Raw genomic sequence first — 24154 nt, 5'->3', positions numbered from 1 at the left:
GGGGCCTTTTTCGTTTCCTGCCCAAAGACGGGAAGGCCGCGTGCCTACTTGCCCCGCTTCTGGCGGTGCTCGGCGAGGTCCAGGACCGCGCTGGCCTCGCCTTCCGGCATCAGGCCGAGGCGCCGGGCGACTTCCTGATAGGCCTCCGCCTCGCCGCCCAGGTCGCGGCGGAACCGGTCCTTGTCGAGCTTCTCGCCCGAAGCCATGTCCCACAGCCGGCAGCCGTCCGGGCTGATCTCGTCGGCCAGGATGACGCGGGCGAAATCGTTTTCCCAGAGCCGGCCGAATTCCAGTTTGAAATCCACCAGCCGGATGCCGATCGCCGCGAACAGGCCGCACAGGAAGTCGTTCACGCGGATCGCCATGTCGGCGATGTCGTTCATCTCTTCCTGGCTGGCCCAGCCGAAGCAGGCGATATGCTCGTCGGCGACCAGGGGATCGCCGAGCGCATCGTCCTTGTAATAATATTCGATGATCGTGCGCGGGAGCTGGGTGCCTTCCTCAATGCCGAGCCGCGTCGACAGCGAGCCGGCGGCGACATTGCGCACCACCACCTCGATCGGCACGATCTCGACCTGACGGATGAGCTGCTCGCGCATGTTGAGCCGGCGGATGAAGTGAGTCGGCACGCCGATCGTGCCGAGCAGCGTGAAGATATGCTCGGAGATGCGGTTGTTGAGCACGCCCTTGCCGGCGATCTGCCCCTTCTTCTGCGCGTTGAAGGCGGTCGCGTCGTCCTTGAAATACTGGATCAGCGTGCCCGGCTCCGGACCCTCATAGAGGATCTTGGCCTTGCCTTCGTAGATCTGGCGGCGGCGGGACATGGGGCGAGGGCCTCCGGCTGCGCGTGGGGGAGCCCGTTGCCGGGCCGTGGAAAGACGGCGCCTATATAGGAGCACTTGGCGAAGGGCAAACTTGCCTTACGTCACCTTGCCGCGCACCGCATATTCCGGTGCCCGCCAGCTCTCGATTTCCATGATCCGCGCCAGTTTCTCCACACCCTCCCAGATGTCCTCGAAACCGAGATAGAGCGGGGTGAGGCCGAAGCGCAGCACGTCGGGCGCGCGGAAATCGCCGATCACGCCGCCGGCGATCAGCGCCTGGCAGATTTCGAAGGCGTGGGGATGGGCGAAGGAGATGTGGCTGCCCCGCTGCTCCTCGCCACGCGGAGTGATGCAGGCGAGCTCCGGGCAGCGTTGCTCCATCAGCGCGTGGAAGACGTCGAACAAAGCGCGGGACTTGGACCAGACCCGCTCCATCGTCAGCCCGTCGAACGTGGCGAGCCCGCTCTCCAGCGCGGCGATGCCCAGGATCGGCGGCGTGCCGGCAAGGAAGCGGGAAATGCCCGCCGCCGGCTGGTAATCGTCGGTGAAGGCGAAGGGCCGGGCATGGCCCATCCAACCGGTCAGCGGAGTGGCGAGCTGGTCCTGCAGATGCTCGGCGACATAGAGGAAGGCCGGCGCGCCGGGGCCGCCGTTCAGATATTTGTAGCCGCAGCCGACGGCCAGCTCCGCGCCGCTGTCGTTCAGATGGACCGGCACCGCGCCGGCACTGTGGCTCAGGTCCCAGACGACACGGGCGCCGGTATCGCGGGCGCGGGCGGTGAGCGCCGCCATGTCGAAGCGCTCGGCCGTCTTGTAATGGACATGGGTGAGCAGCAGGAGATTGGTGTCGGCGCCGATCCGCCGCTCGATCTCGCCGCGCGGAGCGATGTCGAGGGTCATGCCGGTCAGCGCCGCCATGCCGGCGGCGATATGCAGGTCCGTATGGAAATTGCCGCTTTCGGAGAGGATGGTGCGGCGATTTGAGAGGCGCGCGGCGGCGACGAGCAGCTTGAAGATGTTCACCGAGGTCGAATCGGCGACGATCACCTCGTGCGGCTTCGCCCCGATCAGCGGCGCGATCTTCGTCCCGATCCGCTGCGGCGCGCCGATCCAGTCATGGCTGTTCCAGCTCCGGATCAGCCCTTCGCCCCATTCCTTCGTCACCAGCTCCTGCTGGCGGGCGGCGGTGGCGCGGGGCAGGGGGCCGAGCGAATTGCCGTCGAGATAGATGACGTCTTCGGGCAGATCGAAGCGGTCGCGCCAGGCGCGCAGCGGGTCGGCGGCATCGGCGGCGCGCGCCTCGGCGAGGGTGAAGCTCATGGCCGCAGCAGCCTTTCGATCTCTTCGACGGCCACGGTCCAGGCGGCGCTTTCGGGGGCGATCAGCTCGACATGGCCGGTGCGGTCGATCATGCGAACCTCTATGGCATCGCCGGCGGCGCGGGCCGGCCGGGCATAGCCCTCGGCATAGGCGGCCGGGATGATCCGGTCCTGCAGGCCGTTGACCAGCACCTGGGGAATGCCGAGCGGGGCGAGGCGGGGGACGGAGGTTTCGGCGAAGCGGCCGCCGCTGATCCGCGCGATCACCTCGGTGCCGCAGCCGCTGCCGGGCGGGCGTGCCGCTTCCTCCAGATCGGGCAGCCCGCCCAGGCTTACGACGGCGTGGATCGGCAGCGGATCGACGCTGCGCAGCGGCGAGCCTTCGGGCAGCCGGGGCCGCGCGGCGAGCCAGAGCGCGAGATGACCGCCGGCGCTGTGGCCGATGGCGACGAGGCGGGAAATGTCGAGATGGTAAGTCGCGGCATGGTCGCGCAAGGCGTCGGCGGCGGCGGCGGCGTCGAGGAAGGTGCCGGGGTAGCCGCCGCCGTCCCGGTCCACGCCGCGATAGTCGATGTTCCAGACCGCGATGCCGCGCCGGCGCAGATCGTCGGCGATCCAGTTCATGATCCGGCGGTCGGCGATTTCGGTCTGCCAGCAGCCGCCGTGCACCATCAGCACGGTGGGATGGGGGCCGGGGCCTTCGGGGAGCCACAGATCGACGACCTGGAGGGCGTCATCGCCATAGGCGATAAAGCGGTCGGCCGCGGGCCGGGGGCGTTCGAGCAGGTCCGGCCAGACCATCAGGCCGTCCGCCCCGCTTGCCACACCTGTCCCGCTGCCCTCTGCCACCGCGCCAGCGGCTAGCGACAGGAGCAGGGCAAGGGCAAGCAATTTCCGGCGCGGCCTCATTCCCGAGGGAATAGACCGCCGCGCCGGTCAGGCAAAGCGGATCAGCGCCCGCAGCTTTGCGGCGTGCGCCAGGGCGCGCGGAACTGGATGCATACGAGCCGGTCGAACCCCGCTTCGAGATTGGCGAGGCCATGACGCAGCGCCGCCACGGCATGGATGAGAAAGGTCATGTCGATCTCCTTTCCGTCGATTGTCAGGCGATGGTGCCGCCCAGCGAGAGGGCCGTGATGCCGAACGCGGCGATCAGCGAGATGATCTGGCCGGGCAGGCTGGCGGCCCGCGAGGCGCCGAAGCGCAGCGCGCCGCCGATGGCGCCGATCGCGCCGTCCATCGCGACCGAAAACTGCTGATGATTGTCGTTCCACATCCGGGCGTCGAGTTCGTCGCGCATGATCGCCTCCTCTGTCCTGTCGGGTTCCGTCTTCATGCCGCCCGATATGGCCCGGAGCGGGTCGGCGGTCCAACGAAAGGCTCGACGCGGATAATAAGCTGTGCTTATATCAAAACAGCATGCGCCGCCTTCCGCCCCTCGCCGCCGTACGTGTCTTCGAAGCTGCGGCGCGTCACGAGAATTTCACCAAGGCAGCGGGCGAGCTGGGGATGACCCAGGCGGCTGTCAGTTATCAAATACGCTTGTTGGAAGAGCGGGTCGGCCTGCCCCTCTTCGCGCGCGAGAAACGGCGCGTCGCGCTGACCGATGCGGGGCGGCGGCTGGCGGCGGCGGCGGGCCGGGCCTTCGACACGCTCGACGCCGCCTTCGCGGCGCTGCGCGCGGAGGACGAGGCGACGCTCACCATCACCACCTCCTACACTTTCGCCAACACCTGGCTGGCCTGGCGAGTGGGCGTTTTCCAGATGGCCCATCCGGAAATGGCGGCGCGCGTGCTGGCCGACGACCGGCTCGCCGATTTCGCCGCGAGCGAGGTCGATGTCGGCATCCGCACCGGCATGGGCGAATGGCCCGGCCTCGCCGCCGAGCTTCTGTTCCGGGTCAATTTCACCCCGATGTGCAGCCCGGATTTCCTGGTCCGGCACGGTGGCGATGCGCTCCGGCCGGAGGATATCCTGGGCCTCACCCGGATCGGCGACGACGACCCCTGGTGGGAGGTCTGGCTGCGCGAGGCGGGCGTTGCTGTCCCGGAAAGCCTGCCCCGGCGCGGCATCCGGCTCGGCTATCAGGCCAATGAAGGCCATGCCGCGATGGCGGGACAGGGCATGGCGATGCTCACGCCCTTCTTCTGGCGCAACGACCTCGCCGAAGGACGGCTGGTGCGTCCCTTCGCGCAGCTCTCCACGCGCGGCTGGGGCTATTGGCTGGTCTATCCCGAGCACCGCCGCAGCGTGCCCAAGATCAGGCGTTTCCGCGATTGGTTGCTGGCCGAGGTGAAGCGCGATCTCGAGGCGCTGGCCGAGAATTAGGATCCGGACTCAATAGACGTAGGTCAGGGCCACGCAGGTGGTCGTGCCGACGACGAGGTTCATCGGCAGGCCGATCTTTACGAAATCGATGAAGCGGTAATTGCCGGCCGCATAGACCATCGTGTTGGTCTGGTAGCTGATCGGCGTCGCGAAGCTGGCCGAGGCGGCGAACATGACGGCGATCACCAGCGGGCGCGGATCGACGCCCAGGCTGGACGCAAGCGCGATGGCGATCGGCGTCATGATCACGGCGACGGCATTGTTGCTGATCGCCTCGGTCAAGGCGCTCGAACAGGCATAGACGACGAACAGCAGGGCGATCGGGCTCAATCCCACCATCCAGGGCGTGATCGCATCGACGACCAGCGAGACGCTGCCCGCATTCTGCAATGCCGCGCCGACCGCCAGCATCGCGTAGATCAGCACCAGCACGTCGCCGTTGAGCGAGGCCCAGGCCTCGTCCGCGTCGATGCAGCGTGTCGCCAGCACCACGCCCATCGCCATCAGGCTGGAAATCATGATCGGCACGATGCCGAGCGCGGAGAGCAGGACGGCGCCCGCCAGCGCCGCGATCGCGATCGGCGCCTTGGCGGGGCGAAAGGCCTGGGTCTCCGTCTCCTCCACTCCGATCAGGTTCGGATTTTCGTGCAGCGCATGGATGGCGGCGCGCGATCCCGCCACCAGCACGGTATCCGCCGCCCGGATGCGGACTTCGGCCAGGCTCGGGCCCGGCAGATGGCCGTGGCGGGTGATGCCGAGCAGGCGGACGGGATTGGCGTTGAGGAAGGGGATTTCCCGGATCAGGCGGCCGAGGCTGGGATGGCTGGGGCTGATCGTCGCCTCCACCACCGTATCGGCCGTCTCCGGCGGGCTGCCCCGCATCGAGATGCCGACCTCCATGTCCTTGTGCTGGTGGAGCGTCATCAGCTCCGCGAGGGTCACGCGCACGATCAGGCGATCGCCGGCGGCGAGCGGCCGGTCCGGCATGTCGACGCGCTGCCCGCCCCGGTTCAGCCCGATGATGCGCAGGCGCTTCAGTTCGCCCACATCGGCGATGGCCTTGTCGATGAACGGGCTGTCCTTGCCGATCCGGATCTCGCTCAGAAAGGGTTCGTCCTCGGGGCTGTGATAGGGATCGGTGTCGCCGTCGGGCAGGAGGAAGGGCGCGAGCACCAGCAGCGCGATCGTCCCGGCCAGCGCGACGAGGATGCCGATCGGCGTGATCTCGAAAATGCCGAACGGCGCCAGCCCCTGATCGCGCGCGACGCCGTCCACCAGCAGGTTGGTCGATGTGCCGACCAGGGTGAGCGTACCGCTCAGCATGGCGAGATAGGAGAGCGGGATCAGCAGCTTCTTCGCCGACACGCTGATCGCGGCGGCGAGGCGCAGGACGATCGGGATCATGATCAGCACGACCGGCGTGTTGTTGATGAAGGCCGCGGCCGCGAAGGTGCCGAGGATCAGCTCGATCGTCGCGCGGATCGGATGGGCCTTGGCGCGCGCCACAATCCAGCTGCCGATCAGATCGAGCGTCCCCGTCCGCATCAAGGCGGCGGAGAGGATGAACATCGCCCCGATCGTCAGCGGCGCCGGATTGGCGAAGGCTTGGAGCAGCGCGCCGCTGTCCAGCAGCCCGGTGGCGAGGAACGCGCACACGCCGAGCACCGCGACGACCGTCGCCGGGTAACGCTCGCGCACGAAGGCGGCGAACATGCCCACCAGAATGAGCAACCCCAGCTCGGCGCGATAGGAATCGACGAATGTCGTCAGCGCATCGAGCGCGTTGTTTGTCAAAGAGTTATGCCCCCGTCATCCGGTTTCGGTCTGGCGGGGTTCGGGACGATCCGCAAGCACGGATGTCACCGGCCCCGCCTCAGCCCCAGCCGAAGATCAGCCCCGCCAGCATCAGGCTGCCGATCGCGATGAAGATCGCGGCGGCGACGGCGTGGACCAGCCGGATCGGCACCTTCTTCAGCAGCGCGTCGCCGAGGAAGACGGCCGGGACGTTGGCGAGCATCATGCCGAGCGTGGTGCCGGCCGTGACCGCGATCACCGCTTCGTAGCGCGCGGCGAGCGCGATCGTCGCGACCTGGGTCTTGTCGCCGATCTCGACCAGGAAGAAGCAGACGAGCGTGGTGAGGAAGGCGCCGTAGCGGGAGGGCCTGGCCTCCTCCTCGTCCAGCTTGTCGGGGATCAGCGTCCACAGGCCCATGGCGATGAACGAGGCGGCGACGAGGTAGCGGAACCAGTCGCCGGACAGGAAGGCGGCGGCCTGCGCGCCGAGGAAGGCGGCGATGGCGTGGTTGGCGAGTGTCGCGGCGAGGATGCCGAGGATGATCGGCACGGGCTTGCGGAAGCGCGCGGCGAGCACGATGGCGAGGAGTTGGGTCTTGTCGCCCATTTCGGCGAGCGCGACGACGAAGGTGGAGGCGAGGAAGGCTTCCAAGGGCGAACTCCGGCCGGGCGGCGTGATCCAACGACATCGCACGCCCCGCCCGGCAAGACGGGGTGCGACGCCATTGGTCTCGCCCGATCGGCATCCCGATCACTCCGCGCCACGGCCTCTCGGCCGAGCATGTTGACGCGGGGTTCCGCGCCTCGGCGCGGCGGCTACTCCCCAAGTGACTGGGCGGATGCCTAGCCGGTCGAGTCCGCCGGTGCAAGCCATCCCAGCCGGCGGTCGTGTCTCAGTTTGAATGTCGCTATGGGTAGCTGCCGGACGTTGCCATCAGCGTGGAGCATGCCTCAATGCGACTGGCCAGCCATAGCAGCTGTCGGCGGCGGCGATGACATCGCTTTGCGAAGCATTGGTGGTGACGACGAGGGCGTCTGTCCTCCAATCCAAATCGACGGATGGCTGACCTTTCAGCGCGACCGCGCGACACGAAAGCGCTCGATCACGAGGTAGCCAAGTAGATTGCACCCAGACGACCCGTGAGAAACCTGTGGTCGCTCCACAATCCGTCATCTGCACCCGCGCGTCCATAGCGCCCGACGGCGAGCGGCTTTCGGCGTAAGTCGTTGTTTCGCACATGGCGTCGCCAAGTGAGTAAAAGCAGGCAATAAAAAAGAGAATGACAAGGAGAAAGCATCCACAGCCAGCCTGTCGTCGTTCGGATTCTGTAAGCTCGCGCTTTTCACTCATTGACATCTGATGACGCTATTGACGATCGTCCGCAATATGTTGGACACGGGTGTTCGAACTTAAGGACGATCAGGCGGCGGCGATCGCCTCGATCTCCAGCAGCCATTGTTCGTCCCAGATACCGGCGATGATGATGGTAAGCGCGGGGGAATGCTCGCCCAGCATCTCGCGGCGCACCGCCGCATTCTCCTCGCGGTGGCGGCGGTCGGAGAGGAAGATGGTGACCTTGACCAGATCGTCCGGCGACATATCGGCGGCTTCGAGCCGGGCGAAGAGGTTGGACCAGGCGAGCCGCGCTTGATCGGCGAAATGTTCGGGGACATGGTTGTCCTCGTCGGCCGGCACCTGGCCGCTGACGAAGAGCAGGCGGCGGGCGTCGGTCACCTCCATCGCCTGGGCATAGGAAGCGGGCGTCGGATCGATGGGTCTCTTGCGCATGAGGTGTGAATCTCCGGTCGGGAATGCGCCCGTCTATCGCGGAACGGGGCCGGATGTCCGCCGCCCGAATGGCGGCCCGGCCGTCCTTTTGCCGGCGGGCTGACCGGCATGGACGCGATCGACCGGCAAATCCTTGAGCTGCTGCGCGCCGATGCGCGGGCGCCGCTGAAGACCATAGCCGGGGCGGTCGGGCTGGCGCGCAGCTCGGTCGCGGCGCGGATCGCCCGGCTGGAGGCGGACGGCATCATCACCGGCTATCGCGCCGAGTTCGCGCCCGACCGCGCCGGGGGCGCGGGCGCGGTGGTGAGCCTCGAACTGGCCGGCACGCCCTTGCCGGATACGGTCGCGCTGGTCGTGGCCGATCCGGCGGTGCTGCGCTGCTATTCGCTGGCCGGCGAGGTGGACTTGCTGGTCGAGATCGCGGCGCCGGACAGCGGCGCGCTCAACGAAGCGCGCGACCGGCTTTCGGTCCTGCCCGGCGTGACGCGCGCGCGCACCGCCCCGATCCTCAAGCGCGATAAAGGCTGAGAAGGGCGGGGCGGGCGCCGGGCCGTCATGCCCGGCGAGGTTCGGACGCGGCCGGCGCCCGCCCCCTGCCGCGCCCCGGCCGGGGCGCGGCGCGCGATCAGGCGGCGTCGGTTTCCGGCCGGTTGGTCAGCGGCGGCAGGTGACGGCGCAGGCGGCGGACGATCCACCAGCCGGCGAGGCCGGCCAGCGCCCAGGGCGCGGCGATGATGATCAGGCGCAGCAGCAGGAGCAGGCCGGCCAGCGCCGTCTCGCCGCTGTCGCGCGCGGTCTCGGCGAGGGTCGGGGTCGGCGCCGGCCCCGGCGCGTAGCGGCCCGCGCCATAGCGGAACAGGACCGGCGTGGTGGCGAGCGCGGCCTGTTGCGCATCGCCCGCTTCGCGCAGCGCGCGGATTTCGGCGCGGAGCCGGGCGGCCTGCGCCTCCAGCCCGCCCTTCTCCGCCGCCATCGGATCGAGACCGCGCAGGCGGGTCTCGATCCGGGCGAGATCGGCCTCGAGCTCGGCGCGGCCGCGCTGGCTGGCGCGCAGCGGCGTGCCGGCATCCTCGCCGGTGATCCGGCTCTCGGCGATCGCGCCGTCGGCCGCGGTGACGCGCTGGACCGCCTCGCGGCTGAACGCGCCGGCCGCGGCCGGATCGACGGCGAAGGCGAGCATCGCCTCCACGTCACGTTCGTTGTCGGCGCGGTAGCTCATGCCGGTGATCCGGCAGCGGGCGAGGGTGAGCCGTTCGCAGATCTCCTGGTGCTGGCCCTGCACCGCGGCGATCCGGTCGGCGCTCAGGCGGAAGCCGTAGCGATAGCTGAAGGCGACGTCCGGCGCGGCGGCGGTGCCGATATCGGGGCCGGCCTCGCGGCTGGCCTCGCCGCCGGTGAAGGCCGCATCCTGGGCATCGGGAGCGCCGCCGGCGGCCGTCCGGTTGGGCGGCTCGATGCCGGACCGGGAATCCGGTTCGGCGACACCGCAGGCGGTGGTGGCGAGAAGCAGAACAAGGAAGGGCAACGCACGTCTCATGGCACTCTCCTCTCTTTGTTGGTTTCGTTTGAGCCGGATAGTCTATCTGATCGGTAGAGAATGCAAGATATTTCTACCGATGCAGTAGACAAATAAATTCCGGGCCGGTTCGGCGTCTCTCGTGCAAAGCTGTGGACGGCGGCGATGAGAAGGCTCGCCTCGCCAATTCCGCTTTGCTATCGCGCCTCTCATGAGTGATGAATTCGACGCCGTCGTCGCCCAGCCTTTCGACGATGCGCCTTTCGAAAAAGAGCTGTCGTCGCGTTATCTGGTCTATGCGCTGTCGACGATCACGGCGCGCTCGCTGCCGGACCTGCGCGACGGGCTGAAGCCGGTGCATCGGCGGCTGCTCTGGGCGATGCGGCTGCTGAAGCTCGATCCGGCCGCCGGTTACAAGAAGTGCGCGCGCGTCGTCGGCGACGTGATCGGCAAATATCATCCGCATGGCGACCAGTCCGTCTATGACGCGATGGTCCGCCTCGCGCAGGATTTCTCGCTGCGCTACCCGCTGGTCGACGGGCAGGGCAATTTCGGCAATGTCGACGGCGATAACGCCGCGGCGATGCGCTACACCGAGGCACGGCTGACCGCGGCGGCGGGCGAGCTGATGGCCGGGCTGGACGAAGGCACCGTCGCCTTCCGCCCCACCTACAATGGCGAGGAGGAGGAGCCGGAGGTCTTTCCGGGCCTGTTCCCCAACCTGCTCGCCAACGGCGCGAGCGGCATCGCGGTCGGCATGGCGACCTCCATCCCGCCGCACAATGTCGCCGAGCTGATCGATGCCGCGACCCACCTGATCGACGCGCCCGGCGCCGACAATGCGGAGCTGATGGCCTATGTGACCGGCCCGGATTTCCCGACCGGCGGCCGGGTGGTGGACGCCCCCGAGATCATCGCTTTGGCCTATGCGACGGGGCGCGGCGCCTTCCGGGTGCGGGCGAAATGGGAGATCGAGAAGGGGCCGCAGGGAAGCTGGGCGGCGGTCGTCAGCGAAATCCCCTATCAGGTGCCCAAGGGCAAGCTGATCGAGCAGATCGCCGCGCTCATCTCCGAGAAGAAGCTGCCGATCCTCGCCGACGTGCGCGACGAATCCGACACCCGGATCCGCATCGTGCTGGAGCCGCGCGCGCGGACCGTCGAGCCGGACGTGCTGATGGACAGCCTGTTCCGGCTGACCGACCTGGAAGTGCGCGTCTCGCTCAACCTCAACGTGCTCGACGCGCAGCGCACGCCGCGCGTCATGAGCCTTCGCGCGGTGCTCGGCCAGTGGGTCGCGTTCCAGATCGAGATGCTGGTCAACCGGGCGCTGCACCGGATTGGCAGGATCGACGACCGGCTGGAGCTGGTCGAAGGCTATATCATCGCCTTCCTCAACCTCGATCGGGTGATCGAGATCATCCGCACCGAGGACGAGCCCAAGCCGGTGATGATCGCCGAATTCCAGCTCACCGACCGGCAGGCCGAGGCGATCCTCAACATGCGGTTGCGCTCCTTGCGCAAGCTGGAGGAAATGCAGCTTCGCAAGGAACGCGACACGCTGATCGCCGAGCGCGAGGACCTGCAGAAGCTGGTCGATGAACCGAAGCTCCAGAAGAAGCGGCTCAAGAAGGACCTCGCGGACCTCCGCAAACGCTACGGTCCCGAGACGGAGATCGGCCGCCGTCGCACCCTGATCGAAGAGGCCGCGCCGGCGCGGGAGATTCCGCTGGAGGCGATGATCGAGCGCGAGCCGATCACGGTGATCCTGTCGAAGCGCGGCTGGATCCGGGCGATGAAGGGCCATGTCGAGGTCACCAACGCCGACGCGCTGAAGTTCAAGGAAGGAGACGCGCTCGCCTTCCTGTTCCACGCCCAGACCACTGACAAATTGCTGCTCGCCGCCTCGGACGGGCGCTTCTACACGCTCGCCGCCGACAGATTGCCGGGCGGACGCGGCTTCGGCGAGCCGGTGAAGCTGATGGTCGACATCGAGGGCGAGGGGAACATCGTCGCGCTCTTCCCGGCGGCGCGGGCGGAGAAATTGCTGCTCGCCTCCTCGGACGGGCGCGGCTTCCTGACGGCGGCGGCGGGCGCGGTGGCGGAGACGCGCAAGGGCAAGCAGGTGGTGAACCTGCGCGCCGGCGCGAGGCTGCGCATCGTGCGGCCGATCCCGGCGGGCCACGATTATGTCGCGGTGGTCGGCGAGAACCGCAAGATGGTGGTCTATCCGCTGGCGGAGCTGCCCGAAATGGGACGCGGGCAGGGCGTGCAGCTCCAGCGCTATCGCGACGGCGGCCTTTCGGACGCCACCACCTTTCCAATCGCCGAAGGGTTGTCCTGGGCCATGGGCGGCGAGAGCGGCCGGATGCGGACCGAAACCGAGATCGGCGCCTGGCGCACGGCGCGCGGCGCGGCGGGCCGGATGCCGCCGGGCGGCTTTCCGCGCGATAACCGTTTCTGATCGCAGGATTCGCAATCTTCGTTCAACGAAGCGTTAACCTTGTTTCACTATCGCCTGTGCGCATGACGACCGCAGCGAAGCGTCCGGCGGGGAAACCGGTGGCAGTGCCTGCGCCCTTGGCGGACGCGAATGCTGCCGCGGCGGCGGTTACCGGCGCGCAGGTCGGCGTCGTCCTCGATCATGTCCGCCAGGCCTATCTCGATGCGCTGCCGATCGCCGCGGCGATGATCACCATGGCCGAAGACGGCGCCTATATCGAATGTGCCAACGATCTCTTCCGTCTCGTCGTCGAATGGGACGAGCGGATGGGCGATCGCCAGATCGAGCGCGTGCCGATCCTGCGCGAAGGCCCGATCGGGACCCGGCTCACCGGCTTCATCAAGGGCGGCGAGATGGCCCACCAGTTCGAGACGACGGACGGGCGCAGCATCGGCGGGCGGCATTTCACGGTGCGCTTCGCCCGGCTCAAGAAGGTTTCGGGCCAGCCCAAGCGCCTCCTGGTGTCGCTGATCGACAAGACCGCGCAGGTCGAGACCGAGAAGAGCCTGCGCTCCGAAATGCTGCGCGATACGCTGACCGGCTTGCCCAACCGGCTCGCCTTCAACGAGAAGGTGGACAATGTGCTGGCCGATCCCGCTTTCGCGGACGGCAGCTATGCGGTGCTCGCGGTCGACATGACCCGCTTCAGCCGGGTCAATGAGTGCATGGGCGCGATGGCGGGCGACGAACTGCTCATCACCTTCGCGCGCCGCCTGGTTTCGGCGCTGCGCCCCAGCGACATGCTGGCGCGCACCTCGGGCGACGAATTCGGCATCCTGATGCGGCTCAATCGGGGCATGGCCGACGCGCTGCGCGCCGCCGAGCGCATCAAGACGGTGCTGACCCTGCCGTTCCGCCTGTCCGAGCTGGAGATTCGGGTCGATTGCGCGATCGGTTGCGCGATCCTGACCAAGAGCGTGGCCAGCGCCGACGAGGTGCTGCGCAACGCCCAGTTCGCGCTGAAGCGCGCCAAGAAATCGGGCACCACCCAGATTTACGAGCCGATCGAGGCGCAGGCGGTGCGTCGCCAGTTCAGCCTGGAGACCGAGCTGCGCGTGGCGATCGAGGCGGAAGCCCTGACTCTCGCCTATCAGCCGCTCGTCGAGCTCGAGACCGGCCGGGTCGCCGGCTTCGAGGCGCTGGCGCGCTGGGAGCATGAGGGCCAGGTGATCTCGCCCGCCGAGTTCATCCCGGTGGCGGAGGAATCGGGCCTGATCGTCCAGCTCGGCCGCTGGGCGCTTGAGGAAGCGACGCGCACCCTCGCCGACTGGGACCGGCAGACCGGCACCCGCCTGCCGATCAACATCAACGTCAACGTTTCGCTCATCCAGATCAGCCGCGACGACATTGCCGGCGCGGTCGCCGGCGCGCTCGCCGCCGCCGGCATCGGCGGCGATCGGCTGACCATCGAGCTCACCGAAAGCGCGATCATCCACGATCCGGACCGGGTGGCCAAGGCGCTGAGCGCGCTGAAGCGGTTCGACGTCCGCATCGCGATGGACGATTTCGGTACCGGCTTCACCTCGCTCGCTTCGCTGCAGAAGCTGCCGATCGATATCCTGAAGATCGACCAGAGCTTCGTCGGCGGGATGCTCGCCGACAGCGACTCCCGCGCGATCGTGCGCGCCATCCTCTCGCTCGCCGCCGCGCTCGGCATGGACACGACCGCCGAGGGCATCGAGAACGAGGCGCTGGCGACCTCGCTCGGCGAGCTGGGCTGCACCTACGGCCAGGGCTTCCATTTCTCCGGCGCGATGCCGGCGGACCAGGCGCTGGCCTACTGGCTCGACCGCAGCGCCTGATCGACATGGCGCCGCGCCAATGCGCGGATCGCTTCGCTGTCGCTGTCGAACCCGTTCCGCGCCCACTCCCGTTCGATCGTCTGCAGCGTCTTCGCGACGATCGGGCCCGCGGGCAGGCCCATCGCGATGAGATCGCCGCCGCTTATGCCGAGCTCTGGCCGCGGGCGGCTTTCCAGCGCGGCCAAATCCGTCTCCAGCTTGCCGGCGAGGAGCAGGCGGTCGACCGCTTCGGCCGCGCCGATCTCATAGGCCAGGATGTCGCCGGGGCGGTCGGCCGGGCCGATTGCCGCAACGAGCCGGGCCGCCGCGCGCTTCGACAGGCGCAGCCGCGCGGCCACGCTTGCCGCGCTGTCCGGATCGGCGGGAAGCAAGGCGGCGAGCCGGCGCACGGGCTGCGGCGCGATGCCGGCCGTCCGCTCCGCCGCGACCAGCGCCGCCAGCCGGTCCGCGCTCGCGATCTCCGGCAACACCGGCTTGAGGATGCCGCGTTCGATCATCAGCGCGGCGGTCGGCGCCGGGTCGGGCAGAGCGAGCAGCTTCAGCAATTCGTCGGCGATGCGCTCGCGGGACAGCGCCATCAGGTCGTTGGCGCGCACGGCGCAGGCCTCCAGCCCGGCCGGGTCCGGATCGCCCGCGCCGAAGCGGGCGTGGAAGCGGAAGAAGCGCAGGATGCGCAGGTGATCCTCGGCGATCCGGGTCAGCGGATCGCCGATGAAGCGCACCCGGCGGGCTGCCAGGTCGGCGAGCCCGCCGAAATGGTCGAAGATTTCGCCGCTCGCCGGATCGGCGCTGAGCGCGTTGATGGTGAAATCGCGCCGGGCGGCATCCTCGCGCCAGTCGTCGGTATAGGCGATGGTGGCGCGCCGCCCGTCGGTCGAAACGTCGCGGCGCAGGGTCGTCACCTCGACCGGCCAGCCCTGGATGACCGCCGTGATCGTGCCGTGCGCGATGCCGGTCGGCACCGCCTTGATCCTGGCTTTCTCAAGCCGTTTCACCACTTCATCAGGTGCCAGCCGGGTGGCGAGATCGACATCGCTGACCTCCAGCCCGAGCAGGGTGTCGCGCACGCAGCCGCCGACGAAGCGGGTCGCGCCGCCGGGGGCCTCGAGCGCATCAAGCAGCTTGTCGAGCCCGGGCCGCTCCCGCCATGGCGCGCCGGGGAGAGTGGCGCTCATGTCGCCAGCTCCAGCCGGCGCGACAGGTTGACGATCATCGCCGCGGTCGCCCCCCAGATGCGGCGGTCCTCCCATTCGATCTCGTAATAGGTCCGTTCGGCGCCGCGCCACATCGCGGAGCGGACATGCTGGTGGGCGGGATCGAGCAGAAAGTGAAGCGGCGCTTCGAACACTGCCGCGACCTCGCCGGGATGGGGCGTGAGCGTCAGGCCCGGCGGCACGATGCCGACCACCGGGATCACCTCGAATCCGGTCACGGTGCGATAGGGATCGGCGGTGCCGATCACCTCGACCGCGGCGGGCGGCAGGCCGATCTCCTCCTCGGCTTCGCGCAGGGCGGCGGCGATGGCGTCGGCATCGTCGGGATCGATCCGGCCGCCGGGGAAGCTGACCTGGCCGGCATGGCGGCGCATCGTGTCGGGGCGCAAGGTCAGGATCACGGACGGGTCCGGCCGATCGACCACGCCGACCAGCACCGCCGCCGGGGTGATTCCCCCTTCCTCGGTTTCCAATATGTCGCCGGCGATCAGCTCGGGAGTGCGCCGCCGTCCGGCCTCCAGCGCCGCACGCAGGGTATCGGCGAGAGTCATGCGCCGCCCTCCAGCGGGAAGAAGGCGCCGCCGCTCCACAGGCCGGACGGCTGCGCGCCTTCGGCCAGCGCCAGCTCGGCCAGCTCGTAATAGACCGGACGGGCGATCAGCGCCTCCATCCCGCCGCGCACCGCCAGATAGGGTCGCGCGCCCAGCCGCAGCGGGTGTTCCGGCCCCGCCACGACCGGATCGCCGGTGTTGAGGCGGAAAGCGAGGCGGCGGCTTTCGCCCTTGCCCTCGCTCTTCAGCTCGACCGCGACGAAGGGCGCGTCCTCGACGTCGATATCGAGCTTCTCGACCGGGGTGACCAGCACATGGCGCCCGTCCGGCTCGCGCCGCAGGATGGTCGAGAAGAGCCGCACCATCGCCGGCCGGCCGATCGGGCTGCCTTCGTGATGCCAGGTGCCGTCGCGCGCGATCCGCATCTGGCTGTGGCCGCAATGCTGGGGATTCCATTTCTCGACCGGCGGCAGCTTCCGCTCCTCCGCCAGCCGCGCGATCTCGGCGAGGCCGAGGCCGGCAAGGTCGTCGGGCAGGGGAAAGGATTCCGGCATGGCTACACGCCCTAACCTCGCGCTGGCCTTGCGCCAAGCGCGCCGCTAATCGCGGAGGCGATGACGCAGGAATTCGAAGGCCCGCGCACGGCGATCGTGACCGGCGGCGCGAAGCGGATCGGCGCCGCACTGGCCCGCGCGCTTGCCGCCGACGGCTGGCACGTGCTTGTCCACTGCAACCGGTCGCGCGCGGAGGCCGAGGCGCTGGCCGCCGAGATTGGCGGCTCCACCGTCCAGGCCGAACTGGCCGATCCGGGCGCCGCCGACGCGATCATGGCCGCGCTGGACGGGCTGCCGCCGGCGCGGCTGCTGGTGAACAGCGCCTCGCGCTTCGCGCTCGATTCGGTCGGCGATTTCACGGTCGAGGGCTGGGACGCCCATCTCGACATCAATCTGCGCGCGCCCGCCTTGCTCTCGCGCGCTTTCGCGGCGCGGGTGGGGGAGGGGCCGGGGCTGATCGTCAATCTGCTCGATGCCAAGCTTGCCCAGCCCAATCCGGACTTCTTCAGCTACACCGTCTCGAAGATGGGCCTCGCCGGCCTCACCGAGCTTTGCGCGCGGGCGTTTGCGCCGGCGATCCGGGTGTGCGGCATCGCGCCGTCGGTCACGATGGTGTCGGGCCCGCAGAGCCGCGACAATTTCGCGCAGGTCCACGATCTCAACGCATTGGGACGCGGCGTGGACGTGGCGGAGATCGTCGCCGCGTTGCGCTTCATCGTCGCGACGCCGACCTATACCGGCCAGACGATCGTGCTGGACGGGGGCCAGCGCTTTCTGTCGCTGCCGCGCGACGTTCAATTTCTGTCGCCCTCCGGCGACGGCCAATTTCTGTCGCCTTCCGGCGACGGCCAATTCATGGAGCCGAAATGACACAGAATCTCGCCACGCTCGACGGCCTGGTGCCGGACCGGCTCCAGCCGAAGGCGCGCAAGATCGTGCTCGAGGATTATGAGCTGAAGCTCGACATCGGCTTCCATGAATTCGAGGTCGGCAATCCGCAGCGCTTGCTGGTGACGGTCGAGGTCTGGGTCGATGAGCGCGCCTTCGCTTCGACCGATTCGGTGTCGCATGCCTGGGACTATGATTTCCTGCGCTCCGAGATCGGCCGGCTGGTCGCGGGGCGGCGCTTCAATCTCCAGGAGACGCTGGCGCGCGAGATCTACGATCTGGTCGCGGCGCGGCGGGGCGTCACGGCGCTGCGCATCTCCACCCGCAAGCCCGACATCTACCCCGATTGCGCGGGCGTGGGGGTGGAGATCGCGTCCTTCTAGCTATCTCGGCCGGCGGTTGCGGACGCAGGGGCCGAGCCGCTCCTTGACGAGGCGATAGTCGGCGCCGATCGCGCGGCGCTCGGGGTCGTTCGCTTCCTGCAGGCTTTGCGCGGGCAGCTGTGCCGGCAGCGTGCAGGCGAGCCGATACCAGAGCAGGGTGTCGGGCTCCGGCGGCGCCGCGGCTTCGTCGACGATCTCGGACAAAGCCACCGACCAGTGCGGCCGTTCGCCCGGCCGGCGCAGCACGCTGAGCGAGATCGGCCGGCCGTCGCCGGTCTGCAGGAAAATCTGCGTCTCGCTCTCGCCGGGCAGCGAGCCCGGCACGTTGAAGGCGCGGCCGATGCCGGTGATTCGCGGCGGCGCGTCCGGGGCCAGCGATTCGCGCAGGATGGCGCGCAGCCGCGCGGCGGCCGCGGGATCGAAGGCGATCAGCGAATCGGGCGCGATCAGCCGCAATTCGCCCGGCCGGCCGCTCACCGGCGCCGCGAGCAGCAGATATTCGGTGTTCCGGCGAATCCGCGCCGCGCGGCCGTTCTGGTCCGGCAGATCGGCGAGAAAGCGGACCTGTTGCGCGAGTTCGGCGGGACCGCGAATCAACGCCGCGACCCGCCCTTCGATCAGGAATCGCCTGTATCCGGACGGGACATTTGGTGCGTCGCGGGCGGCAAGCGCGCGCGCGCGATCGACCCGGACATGCGCCGCGATCGGTGCGGCCAGGGCGAGATCGGCGAGGTCGGCATAGCTGAACGCTTCCGAAGAATCCGGCATAAGGCTCTGGGACTCAACGGGTTGATGGACAACGCAAATCGCTGCGGCGGCGAAAAGCGGATAAAGCTGACGCATGTTCCTCCTGGAGCCGTGACGGCCTTGCGCTAGAGCGTTTCGCATTAACCTTGCATTGCGGCGGAAATCCGCCAAGCTTTCCCGGGCGATGAAGGATTGCGTCCGGCAAAGTGTGGCGATAGAGACACCGACCGCATCCATGTCCGTTACATGGATGAACCGATATGCGGCCGCTGCGTTTTGCCAGACGGATCGACATCACGAGAGAGGGAGCGCGGCTGATTAATGTCTTACGTTGATCAGGGAATGAGCAAGGGACGGGTGTGGGCCATCGTCCTGGTTTTTGCCTTGCACGCGCTGCTTGGCTACGCCTTTGTGACCGGCTTGGCTTACAAGTACGTCAAGAGCATCCAGGAGGATCTCAAGACGTTCGACGTCATCGACGAGCCGCCGCCGCCCGAAGAGCCGCCGCCCGAGCAGCCGAAGCAGGTTCAGCCGCCGCCCGTGGTGGCGCCGCCGCCGCTGGTGCGCACCAACACGCCGCCGCCGCCGATCACCACCGTTCAGGTGGCCCCGCCGCCGGTGATCACGCCGACCGCGCCGCCGGCGCCGCCCGCGCCGCCGGCCCCGCCGCCGCCGCCGCGCGTCGTCCAGCCGGTCGCTCCGCGCGCCGATCTTCGCGGCCTGATCTCCGCCGACGATTATCCGTCGGGCGCGCTGCGCAGCGGCGATCAGGGCACCGTGCGGGTCCGGCTTACCGTCGATCCCAATGGCCGCGTCTCCGGGTGCGAGGTGACGTCCAGCAGCGGTCACTCGACGCTCGATTCGGCCACGTGCCGGCTGCTGCGCAGCCGCGCGCGGTTCACGCCGGCGCGCGACAATCAGGGCAATCCGACCACGGACACGTACAATTCGCCTCCCATCAGGTGGCAGATCCAGGATCAGTGATCGCGCCGCGAGGCATCCGAATTTCAGCTTCAACCGAATTAACTGAGAGGAATTGATACAATGGCAGCACCAGCACATGGCGGTGAAAACCCCTATGGCCTGATGGCGGCGCTCGAGCAGGGCGGTGTCATCGCTTATCTCACCTTCGGCATCCTCGTCCTCATGTCGGTGGGGTCGTGGTACGTCTTCTTCGTGAAGTTCATCGAGCAGCAGAAGATTCTCAACGAGGGGCGCCGCGCGCGCACGGCCTTCTGGCAATCGGCGAACCTGCGCGAAGGCGCGAACAAGCTCACCAAGAACGGCGCCTATCGGCAGATCGTCGATGACGGCCTGCTTGCCGACGATCAGCACACCAAGTTCACCGATCCGGTCGATCAGCATGACTGGATGATGACGTCGCTGGCGCGCAGCCAGGGCGCGATCAACGCCAAGCTGTCGACCGGCCTGGCGCTGCTCGCCACCGTCGGTTCGACCGCGCCGTTCGTCGGCCTGTTCGGTACCGTCGTCGGCATCTATCGCGCGCTGATCAAGATCGGTGCGTCCGGCCAGGCCTCGATCGACGCGGTCGCCGGTCCGGTCGGCGAGGCGCTGATCATGACCGCGCTCGGTCTCGTCGTCGCGGTTCCGGCCGTGATGCAGTACAACTGGCTGATGCGCCGCAACAAGGCGATCGGCGAGGAGCTGGCCCGCTTCGCCGCCGATGTGCACGGCTACATGATGTCGGGCGGCAATCTGCGTCCGCCGGTTCCGGCCGCGCGCGCGGCGGCTCCGGCCCGTCCGGCTGCGGCGGCCGGCACCGCCGGCACGGCGTCCAAGGCCTGATGAGCGAAGAGCGGCGGGCTCCCGCACGGGCCCGCCGCCGCTTGCCGCCGTCGGCGACGCGGTGAAATACGAGGATAGGAACTGAATTATGGCAATGCAGGTCGGCGAAAGCGGAGACGAAGACACCCCGATGTCCGACATCAACACGACGCCGCTCGTGGACGTCATGCTGGTGCTGCTGATCATCTTCCTCATCGCCGTGCCCGTCGTTCTGCAGACGGTGCCGGTGCAGCTGCCCAAGGTGGATTTCGAACCGACCCAGACGCGGCCCGAGAATGTGAACCTCTCGGTTCGGGCCGTGAACGGCGAATGCGAGGTCTATTGGAACCTGGCGCGTGTCGATTCCGAGCAGCTGCTCGATCGCGCCGTCGGAGCGCTGGAGGCCGAAATCGCCCGCCAGGGTGGTCCGGACAATGTGACCGAGCTGCCGGAGGCGCATATCCGCGGCGATGTCAGCACGCCGTGGCGCTGTGTCGGCGGCGCGATCTTCACGATGCAGCGCGCGGGCTTCGCCCGGGTCGGCTTCATCTCGGAACCGCCGCCTCGTGGCGGTCTTCGGTTCTGATCCGGTTTAGTTAGGAGCAATTGACATGGGTGCCGCGGTATCTTCCGACTCCGGCGAACCGATGATGGACATCAACACGACGCCGCTCATCGACGTCATGCTGGTGCTGCTCATCATGTTCATCATCACCATCCCGGTGCAAACCCACGCGGTAAAGCTCGACCTGCCGGTCGACGATCCGAGCCGCCGCACGCCGCCGCCGATCGATCCTGTGAAGAACAAGATCGTCATCATGCCGGACAATGTCGTGACGTGGAACGGCGCGCCGGTGAACGACGTCCAGCTTCGCCAGTATCTCGACATCACGACGACGATGCGGCCGACGCCGGAGCTTCACCTCCAGCCGCACCCCGAAGCCCGTTACGAGCGGGTGGACGAGGTGCTCGCGATCACCAAGCGCGCGAACGTCCAGTCGATGGGCTTCGTCGGCAACGAGGCCTACGCCACCTTCAACTGAGGCGGCGCGGCTTTCGCGAGGATATGGGGCGGTCCTGCGGGGCCGCCCTTTTTTTGTGCAGGAACGCCGCGCGGCCGAAGGCCGCATTTTTATTCGCGCAGAGACGCAGAGGCGCAGAGAGGCTACGGTTCCAGCACCTTTCCTCGGCGCGCAGGGCCCTTTCTCGAAGCGGGATCAGAAAGGCGCTTACGCGCATTCACGCTTCGGTCTCTCCGCGCCTCTGCGTCTCTGCGCGAACCATGACTGTGGGCGGTGCGGCACGATGTTCGAGAAAGGGCGCTGCGCGCCGATGATCGGGGGAGTGAAGATCAGGCCGCCAGGCCCTCGAACTGGAGGCGGGCGAGGCGGGCGTAGAGGCCGCCTTTGGCGTTCAGCGCGTCGTGATTGCCTTCCTCGACGATCCGGCCATGCTCCATCACGACGATCCGGTCGGCGGCGCGCACCGTGGCGAGGCGGTGGGCGATGACGATCGTGGTGCGGCCCTGGAACAGGCGTTCGAGCGAGGACTGGACCAGCCGCTCGCTTTCCGCGTCGAGCGCCGAGGTCGCCTCGTCGAGCAGCAGCAGCGGCGCGTCGCGCAGCAAGGCGCGGGCGATGGCGATGCGCTGGCGCTGCCCGCCGGAGAGGCGCGCGCCGCCTTCGCCAAGGAAGGTGTCGAGGCCCTCGGGCAGCTTTCTGAGGAACTCGGCGGCATTGGCGGCCTCCGCGGCCTCCCACAATTGCTCGTCGCCCACCTCCCAGCGGCCGTAGCGCAGATTGTCGCGCGCCGAGGCGGCGAAGATCACATTCTCCTGCGGCACATAGGCGATGCGTGCGCGCACGTCGGCGGGATCGGCCGCGCGCAGGTCCACGCCGTCCAGCGTCACCGCGCCGTCCTGCGGATCGTAGAAACGCTGGGCGAGCTGGAACAAGGTGGACTTGCCCGCGCCGGACGGCCCGACCACCGCGACCAGCTCGCCCGGCGCCACGGCCAGGCTGAAGCCCTCCAGCGCGCTGGCGTCGGGCCGGGTCGGATAGTGGAAGGTCACATTCTCGAACGCCAGCGCCCCCCGCGCCGGTTCGGGCAGGGCGACCGGATCGGCGGGCGCGCGGATCCCCGGCTCCTCGGCCATCAGCTCGGCGATACGTCCGGCCGCGCCGGCGCCGCGCAGCAATTCGCCATAGACCTCGGTGAGCGCGCCGAACGCGCCGGCGACGATCGCCCCGGTGATGACGAAGGCCGCCACCGTGCCGCCGCTGATCGCGCCCTGCGACACGTCGATCGCCGCCTGGCGCATCAAGAGGGTGATGCCGCCGAACACCATGGTGACGACGATGGCGGTGAGGATCGCGCGCAAGAGGATGCGCCGCCGCGCGGTCGCGAAGGTGCGCGCCACGGCCGCGCGGAAGCGGCTGCTCTCGCGTTCCTCCTGCCCGAAGGCCTGGACGATCTTCATCGCGCCCAGCGTCTCGGCGACGATCGAGCCCAGGTCGGCGATCCGGTCCTGGCTGGCGCGCGAGATGTTGCGCACCCGCCGGCCGAGCAGCACGACGGGGATGACGACGAGCGGGATGCCGGCGAGCAGCCCCAGCGTCATCATCGGCGCCAGCGTGAACAGGTAGATGATCCCGCCCACGCCCATCACGATGTTGCGCAGCGCCTGCGACACGGTGGAGCCGACCACCATCTCGATCACGCCGGTATCGGCGGTGATGCGCGAGGCGATCTCGGACGGCCGGTTCTCCTCGAAGAAGCGCGGCTCGAGCCGCAGCATGTTGTCGTGCAGCTTGCCGCGTATGTCGGCGACGACCCGCTCGCCCAGCATCGACACGAAATAGAAACGCAGCGCCGTCGCCACGGCGAGCACCACCACCATGGCGAGCAGATAGTTGAACAGATGCCCGATCCGCCCGTCGCCGCCGGCCGCGAAGCCCTGGTCGATCAGCCGGCGGAAGCCGTCCGGAATGGCGAGCGTCGCCAGCGCGGCGACCAACAGCGCGATCCCCGCCCCCGCCAGCGTCCCCTTGTAGCGCAGCGCATAGCGCCAGATGACGATCAGGTTCCCGATCCTGCCCCGCGGCGCCTCGCTCGTCTTTCCCCCAGCCATGAGCGCGGCCTAGCAGCGCGGGGCGGTGGGCTCAATGGTGGGGGTGGCGCTTCGCCTACTGTGCCACGGGGTTGCCGCTTGGCGTTGCTCGAGAGATTGAGTGAGCTGTCAATGGAGTGCTTGCACCGGAGCTTGGTCTCGTTAGCGCAATAACTTGCGCTTACGATCATTAAACTCCGCCTCGGTGAGCGCGCCAGCTTGGCGCAGACTCCAGAGTCGCTCTAATTCAATCGAAACATCTTGCTGCTCAAATGATTCCTCCTTGGGTTCTTGACGCTCCTCAATGATTTGGCTGAGCAGGGCATGGTAGCGATTTGCCTTTTGGACGACATCCTTTAGGATAGGAGCGTTGTGGGCAACGCCCTTCCCGCTCATTTCCCATTTGAAAAAGGTGACAGATTGAATGGGATGAGCGCGGTCACGAAAATGCATAACTATGGTGATCGAGTTGACAAATCTCTTGTCGAGCGATGACGCAGCCATCTTATTGCCACCAGTAAATCCCCCAACTAAAAGTCCAACAGGCCCAAAGGCAATCCCCCCTACCGCAGCGCCAGCAATTTGGGCTCCACGCCTGGTCTTCGTGGTAGATTCAGTAGTGGTGACTGTTACGCCATCGATATCAATTTCAGCGCGTTGCAGAAGGTTGAAGTCGTAATTCTGAATGTCAGGTGTGATCCCAGCAAATATCTGTCTCTTATCCCAGTCGATTCCTAGGCAACTCCCGTCGAATCCACTCGCATAGGAGTCGACTGAGCCTAGCTCAGTGAGCCGCCGCATCCCCTCACTGATTCGCGCATTTGTCGATTGTGCCGCATCGATTCCGATGACTATCGCGATCACCACTAGAACCCCGAAGATTCCGAGCACCCAATAAAGCACGTCCATCATGCGCCCCCTTTTGGTCACCGCTCTACGGCGGCCATAGTGTGCTTGAATTTAGGATAACTTCAATTCTCAGTGAAAACCGGGACGAAAACCGGGATAGTATATATTCACCCAAGGGCCGCGTCCTTCCAATGCAGGATTT

At 67.8% G+C, this 24154-nt stretch carries 25 protein-coding genes; 10 read left to right on the top strand and 15 right to left on the bottom strand.

Annotation, left to right across the window (positions count from 1 at the left end; genetic code table 11):
- Positions 1 to 44: 44 nt before the first annotated feature.
- From KF780_13735 to KF780_13720, 4 genes are all read right to left on the bottom strand, one after another.
- Positions 45 to 824 carry a phosphoribosylaminoimidazolesuccinocarboxamide synthase gene (locus tag KF780_13735; GenBank protein ID MBX3562861.1) on the bottom strand — a complete coding sequence of 260 codons (780 nt, stop codon included), beginning with the start codon at positions 822 to 824 and terminating at the stop codon, positions 45 to 47.
- Positions 825 to 920: 96 nt separating this feature from the next.
- On the bottom strand, positions 921 to 2144 hold the full coding sequence (gene kynU / locus KF780_13730) for a kynureninase (protein MBX3562860.1): 1224 nt from the start codon (positions 2142 to 2144) through the stop codon (positions 921 to 923).
- The gene (locus KF780_13725; protein ID MBX3562859.1) at positions 2141 to 3052 is read right to left on the bottom strand and encodes an alpha/beta hydrolase; all 912 of its coding nucleotides are present in this window, start codon (positions 3050 to 3052) and stop codon (positions 2141 to 2143) included. Before KF780_13725 ends, kynU begins: the two co-directional genes overlap by 4 nt.
- Before the next feature lie 193 nt (positions 3053 to 3245).
- The gene (locus tag KF780_13720; protein ID MBX3562858.1) at positions 3246 to 3443 is read right to left on the bottom strand and encodes a hypothetical protein; all 198 of its coding nucleotides are present in this window, start codon (positions 3441 to 3443) and stop codon (positions 3246 to 3248) included.
- A gap of 119 nt (positions 3444 to 3562) precedes the next feature.
- Between KF780_13720 and KF780_13715 the strand changes: the two genes are divergently transcribed.
- Positions 3563 to 4471, top strand: coding sequence for a LysR family transcriptional regulator (locus KF780_13715; protein ID MBX3562857.1), 909 nt, complete (start codon positions 3563 to 3565; stop codon positions 4469 to 4471).
- A gap of 9 nt (positions 4472 to 4480) precedes the next feature.
- Here KF780_13715 and KF780_13710 read toward each other — a convergent pair whose 3' ends face one another.
- The 4 genes from KF780_13710 to KF780_13695 all read right to left on the bottom strand — a co-directional run bounded on the left by KF780_13710 (position 4481) and on the right by KF780_13695 (position 8054).
- Positions 4481 to 6184: an SLC13 family permease gene (locus KF780_13710; GenBank protein ID MBX3562856.1), complete on the bottom strand. Its 1704-nt coding sequence runs from the start codon at positions 6182 to 6184 to the stop codon at positions 4481 to 4483.
- 160 nt (positions 6185 to 6344) lie between these two features.
- On the bottom strand, positions 6345 to 6917 hold the full coding sequence (locus KF780_13705; protein ID MBX3562855.1) for a TMEM165/GDT1 family protein: 573 nt from the start codon (positions 6915 to 6917) through the stop codon (positions 6345 to 6347).
- Positions 6918 to 7199: 282 nt separating this feature from the next.
- Complete coding sequence (locus KF780_13700; protein MBX3562854.1) at positions 7200 to 7616, bottom strand: hypothetical protein; 417 nt, start codon at positions 7614 to 7616, stop codon at positions 7200 to 7202.
- A 69-nt stretch (positions 7617 to 7685) separates the two neighbouring features.
- Positions 7686 to 8054 (bottom strand): RidA family protein, encoded by a 369-nt coding sequence (locus KF780_13695; protein MBX3562853.1) that lies wholly within the window; start codon positions 8052 to 8054, stop codon positions 7686 to 7688.
- A 108-nt stretch (positions 8055 to 8162) separates the two neighbouring features.
- On the opposite strand from KF780_13695, the gene KF780_13690 reads away from it, so the two are divergent.
- A complete protein-coding gene (locus tag KF780_13690; protein ID MBX3562852.1) occupies positions 8163 to 8582 on the top strand; it encodes an Lrp/AsnC family transcriptional regulator in 420 nt (139 codons plus the stop codon).
- A gap of 97 nt (positions 8583 to 8679) precedes the next feature.
- Here KF780_13690 and KF780_13685 read toward each other — a convergent pair whose 3' ends face one another.
- Entirely contained in the window at positions 8680 to 9591 is a 912-nt protein-coding gene (locus tag KF780_13685) for a hypothetical protein (protein ID MBX3562851.1), read from the bottom strand.
- A gap of 190 nt (positions 9592 to 9781) precedes the next feature.
- On the opposite strand from KF780_13685, the gene parC reads away from it, so the two are divergent.
- Both parC and KF780_13675 read left to right on the top strand, forming a co-directional pair.
- A complete protein-coding gene (gene parC, locus KF780_13680; protein MBX3562850.1) occupies positions 9782 to 12031 on the top strand; it encodes a DNA topoisomerase IV subunit A in 2250 nt (749 codons plus the stop codon).
- A gap of 62 nt (positions 12032 to 12093) precedes the next feature.
- Positions 12094 to 13872: a bifunctional diguanylate cyclase/phosphodiesterase gene (locus tag KF780_13675; protein MBX3562849.1), complete on the top strand. Its 1779-nt coding sequence runs from the start codon at positions 12094 to 12096 to the stop codon at positions 13870 to 13872.
- On the opposite strand, the gene KF780_13670 is transcribed toward KF780_13675, so the two are convergent.
- From KF780_13670 to KF780_13660, 3 genes are read right to left on the bottom strand one after another with little or no spacing between them, the layout of a single operon-like run.
- A complete protein-coding gene (locus KF780_13670) occupies positions 13848 to 15047 on the bottom strand; it encodes a CCA tRNA nucleotidyltransferase (protein MBX3562848.1) in 1200 nt (399 codons plus the stop codon). The two genes, KF780_13675 and KF780_13670, sit on opposite strands and share 25 nt — an antisense overlap.
- Positions 15044 to 15637, bottom strand: a complete 594-nt coding sequence (locus KF780_13665) for a CoA pyrophosphatase (GenBank protein ID MBX3562847.1) — start codon at positions 15635 to 15637, stop codon at positions 15044 to 15046. Before KF780_13665 ends, KF780_13670 begins: the two co-directional genes overlap by 4 nt.
- Positions 15634 to 16191, bottom strand: coding sequence for a DUF1285 domain-containing protein (locus KF780_13660; GenBank protein ID MBX3562846.1), 558 nt, complete (start codon positions 16189 to 16191; stop codon positions 15634 to 15636). Before KF780_13660 ends, KF780_13665 begins: the two co-directional genes overlap by 4 nt.
- 60 nt (positions 16192 to 16251) lie before the next feature.
- Here KF780_13660 and KF780_13655 point away from each other — a divergent pair, with 60 nt between their 5' ends.
- Positions 16252 to 17061 carry an SDR family oxidoreductase gene (locus KF780_13655; protein ID MBX3562845.1) on the top strand — a complete coding sequence of 270 codons (810 nt, stop codon included), beginning with the start codon at positions 16252 to 16254 and terminating at the stop codon, positions 17059 to 17061.
- Entirely contained in the window at positions 17058 to 17462 is a 405-nt protein-coding gene (locus KF780_13650) for a dihydroneopterin aldolase (protein MBX3562844.1), read from the top strand. The genes KF780_13655 and KF780_13650 overlap by 4 nt, the downstream gene beginning before the upstream one ends.
- Here KF780_13650 and KF780_13645 read toward each other — a convergent pair whose 3' ends face one another.
- Positions 17463 to 18230, bottom strand: a complete 768-nt coding sequence (locus KF780_13645; protein ID MBX3562843.1) for a hypothetical protein — start codon at positions 18228 to 18230, stop codon at positions 17463 to 17465. It lies immediately after the preceding gene.
- 300 nt (positions 18231 to 18530) lie between these two features.
- Here KF780_13645 and KF780_13640 point away from each other — a divergent pair, with 300 nt between their 5' ends.
- The 4 genes from KF780_13640 (at position 18531) to KF780_13625 (ending at position 21037) form a co-directional block, all read left to right on the top strand.
- Complete coding sequence (locus tag KF780_13640) at positions 18531 to 19193, top strand: energy transducer TonB (GenBank protein ID MBX3562842.1); 663 nt, start codon at positions 18531 to 18533, stop codon at positions 19191 to 19193.
- Positions 19194 to 19253: 60 nt separating this feature from the next.
- Positions 19254 to 20015, top strand: a complete 762-nt coding sequence (locus KF780_13635) for a MotA/TolQ/ExbB proton channel family protein (GenBank protein ID MBX3562841.1) — start codon at positions 19254 to 19256, stop codon at positions 20013 to 20015.
- 88 nt (positions 20016 to 20103) lie between these two features.
- Positions 20104 to 20580 carry a biopolymer transporter ExbD gene (locus KF780_13630; protein MBX3562840.1) on the top strand — a complete coding sequence of 159 codons (477 nt, stop codon included), beginning with the start codon at positions 20104 to 20106 and terminating at the stop codon, positions 20578 to 20580.
- Between the two features lie 25 nt (positions 20581 to 20605).
- Positions 20606 to 21037, top strand: a complete 432-nt coding sequence (locus KF780_13625) for a biopolymer transporter ExbD (GenBank protein MBX3562839.1) — start codon at positions 20606 to 20608, stop codon at positions 21035 to 21037.
- A 308-nt stretch (positions 21038 to 21345) separates the two neighbouring features.
- On the opposite strand, the gene KF780_13620 is transcribed toward KF780_13625, so the two are convergent.
- Both KF780_13620 and KF780_13615 read right to left on the bottom strand, forming a co-directional pair.
- Complete coding sequence (locus KF780_13620) at positions 21346 to 23124, bottom strand: ATP-binding cassette domain-containing protein (GenBank protein MBX3562838.1); 1779 nt, start codon at positions 23122 to 23124, stop codon at positions 21346 to 21348.
- Positions 23125 to 23265: 141 nt separating this feature from the next.
- Positions 23266 to 24015, bottom strand: a complete 750-nt coding sequence (locus tag KF780_13615; GenBank protein MBX3562837.1) for a hypothetical protein — start codon at positions 24013 to 24015, stop codon at positions 23266 to 23268.
- Positions 24016 to 24154: the final 139 nt, after the last annotated feature.

It is taken from the genome of Sphingomonas sp. (assembly GCA_019635535.1).
In the GTDB taxonomy this organism is placed as follows: domain Bacteria; phylum Pseudomonadota; class Alphaproteobacteria; order Sphingomonadales; family Sphingomonadaceae; genus Allosphingosinicella.
Note: the sequence above shows the minus strand (reverse complement) of the source record. Positions and strands in the feature narration are given on the sequence as shown.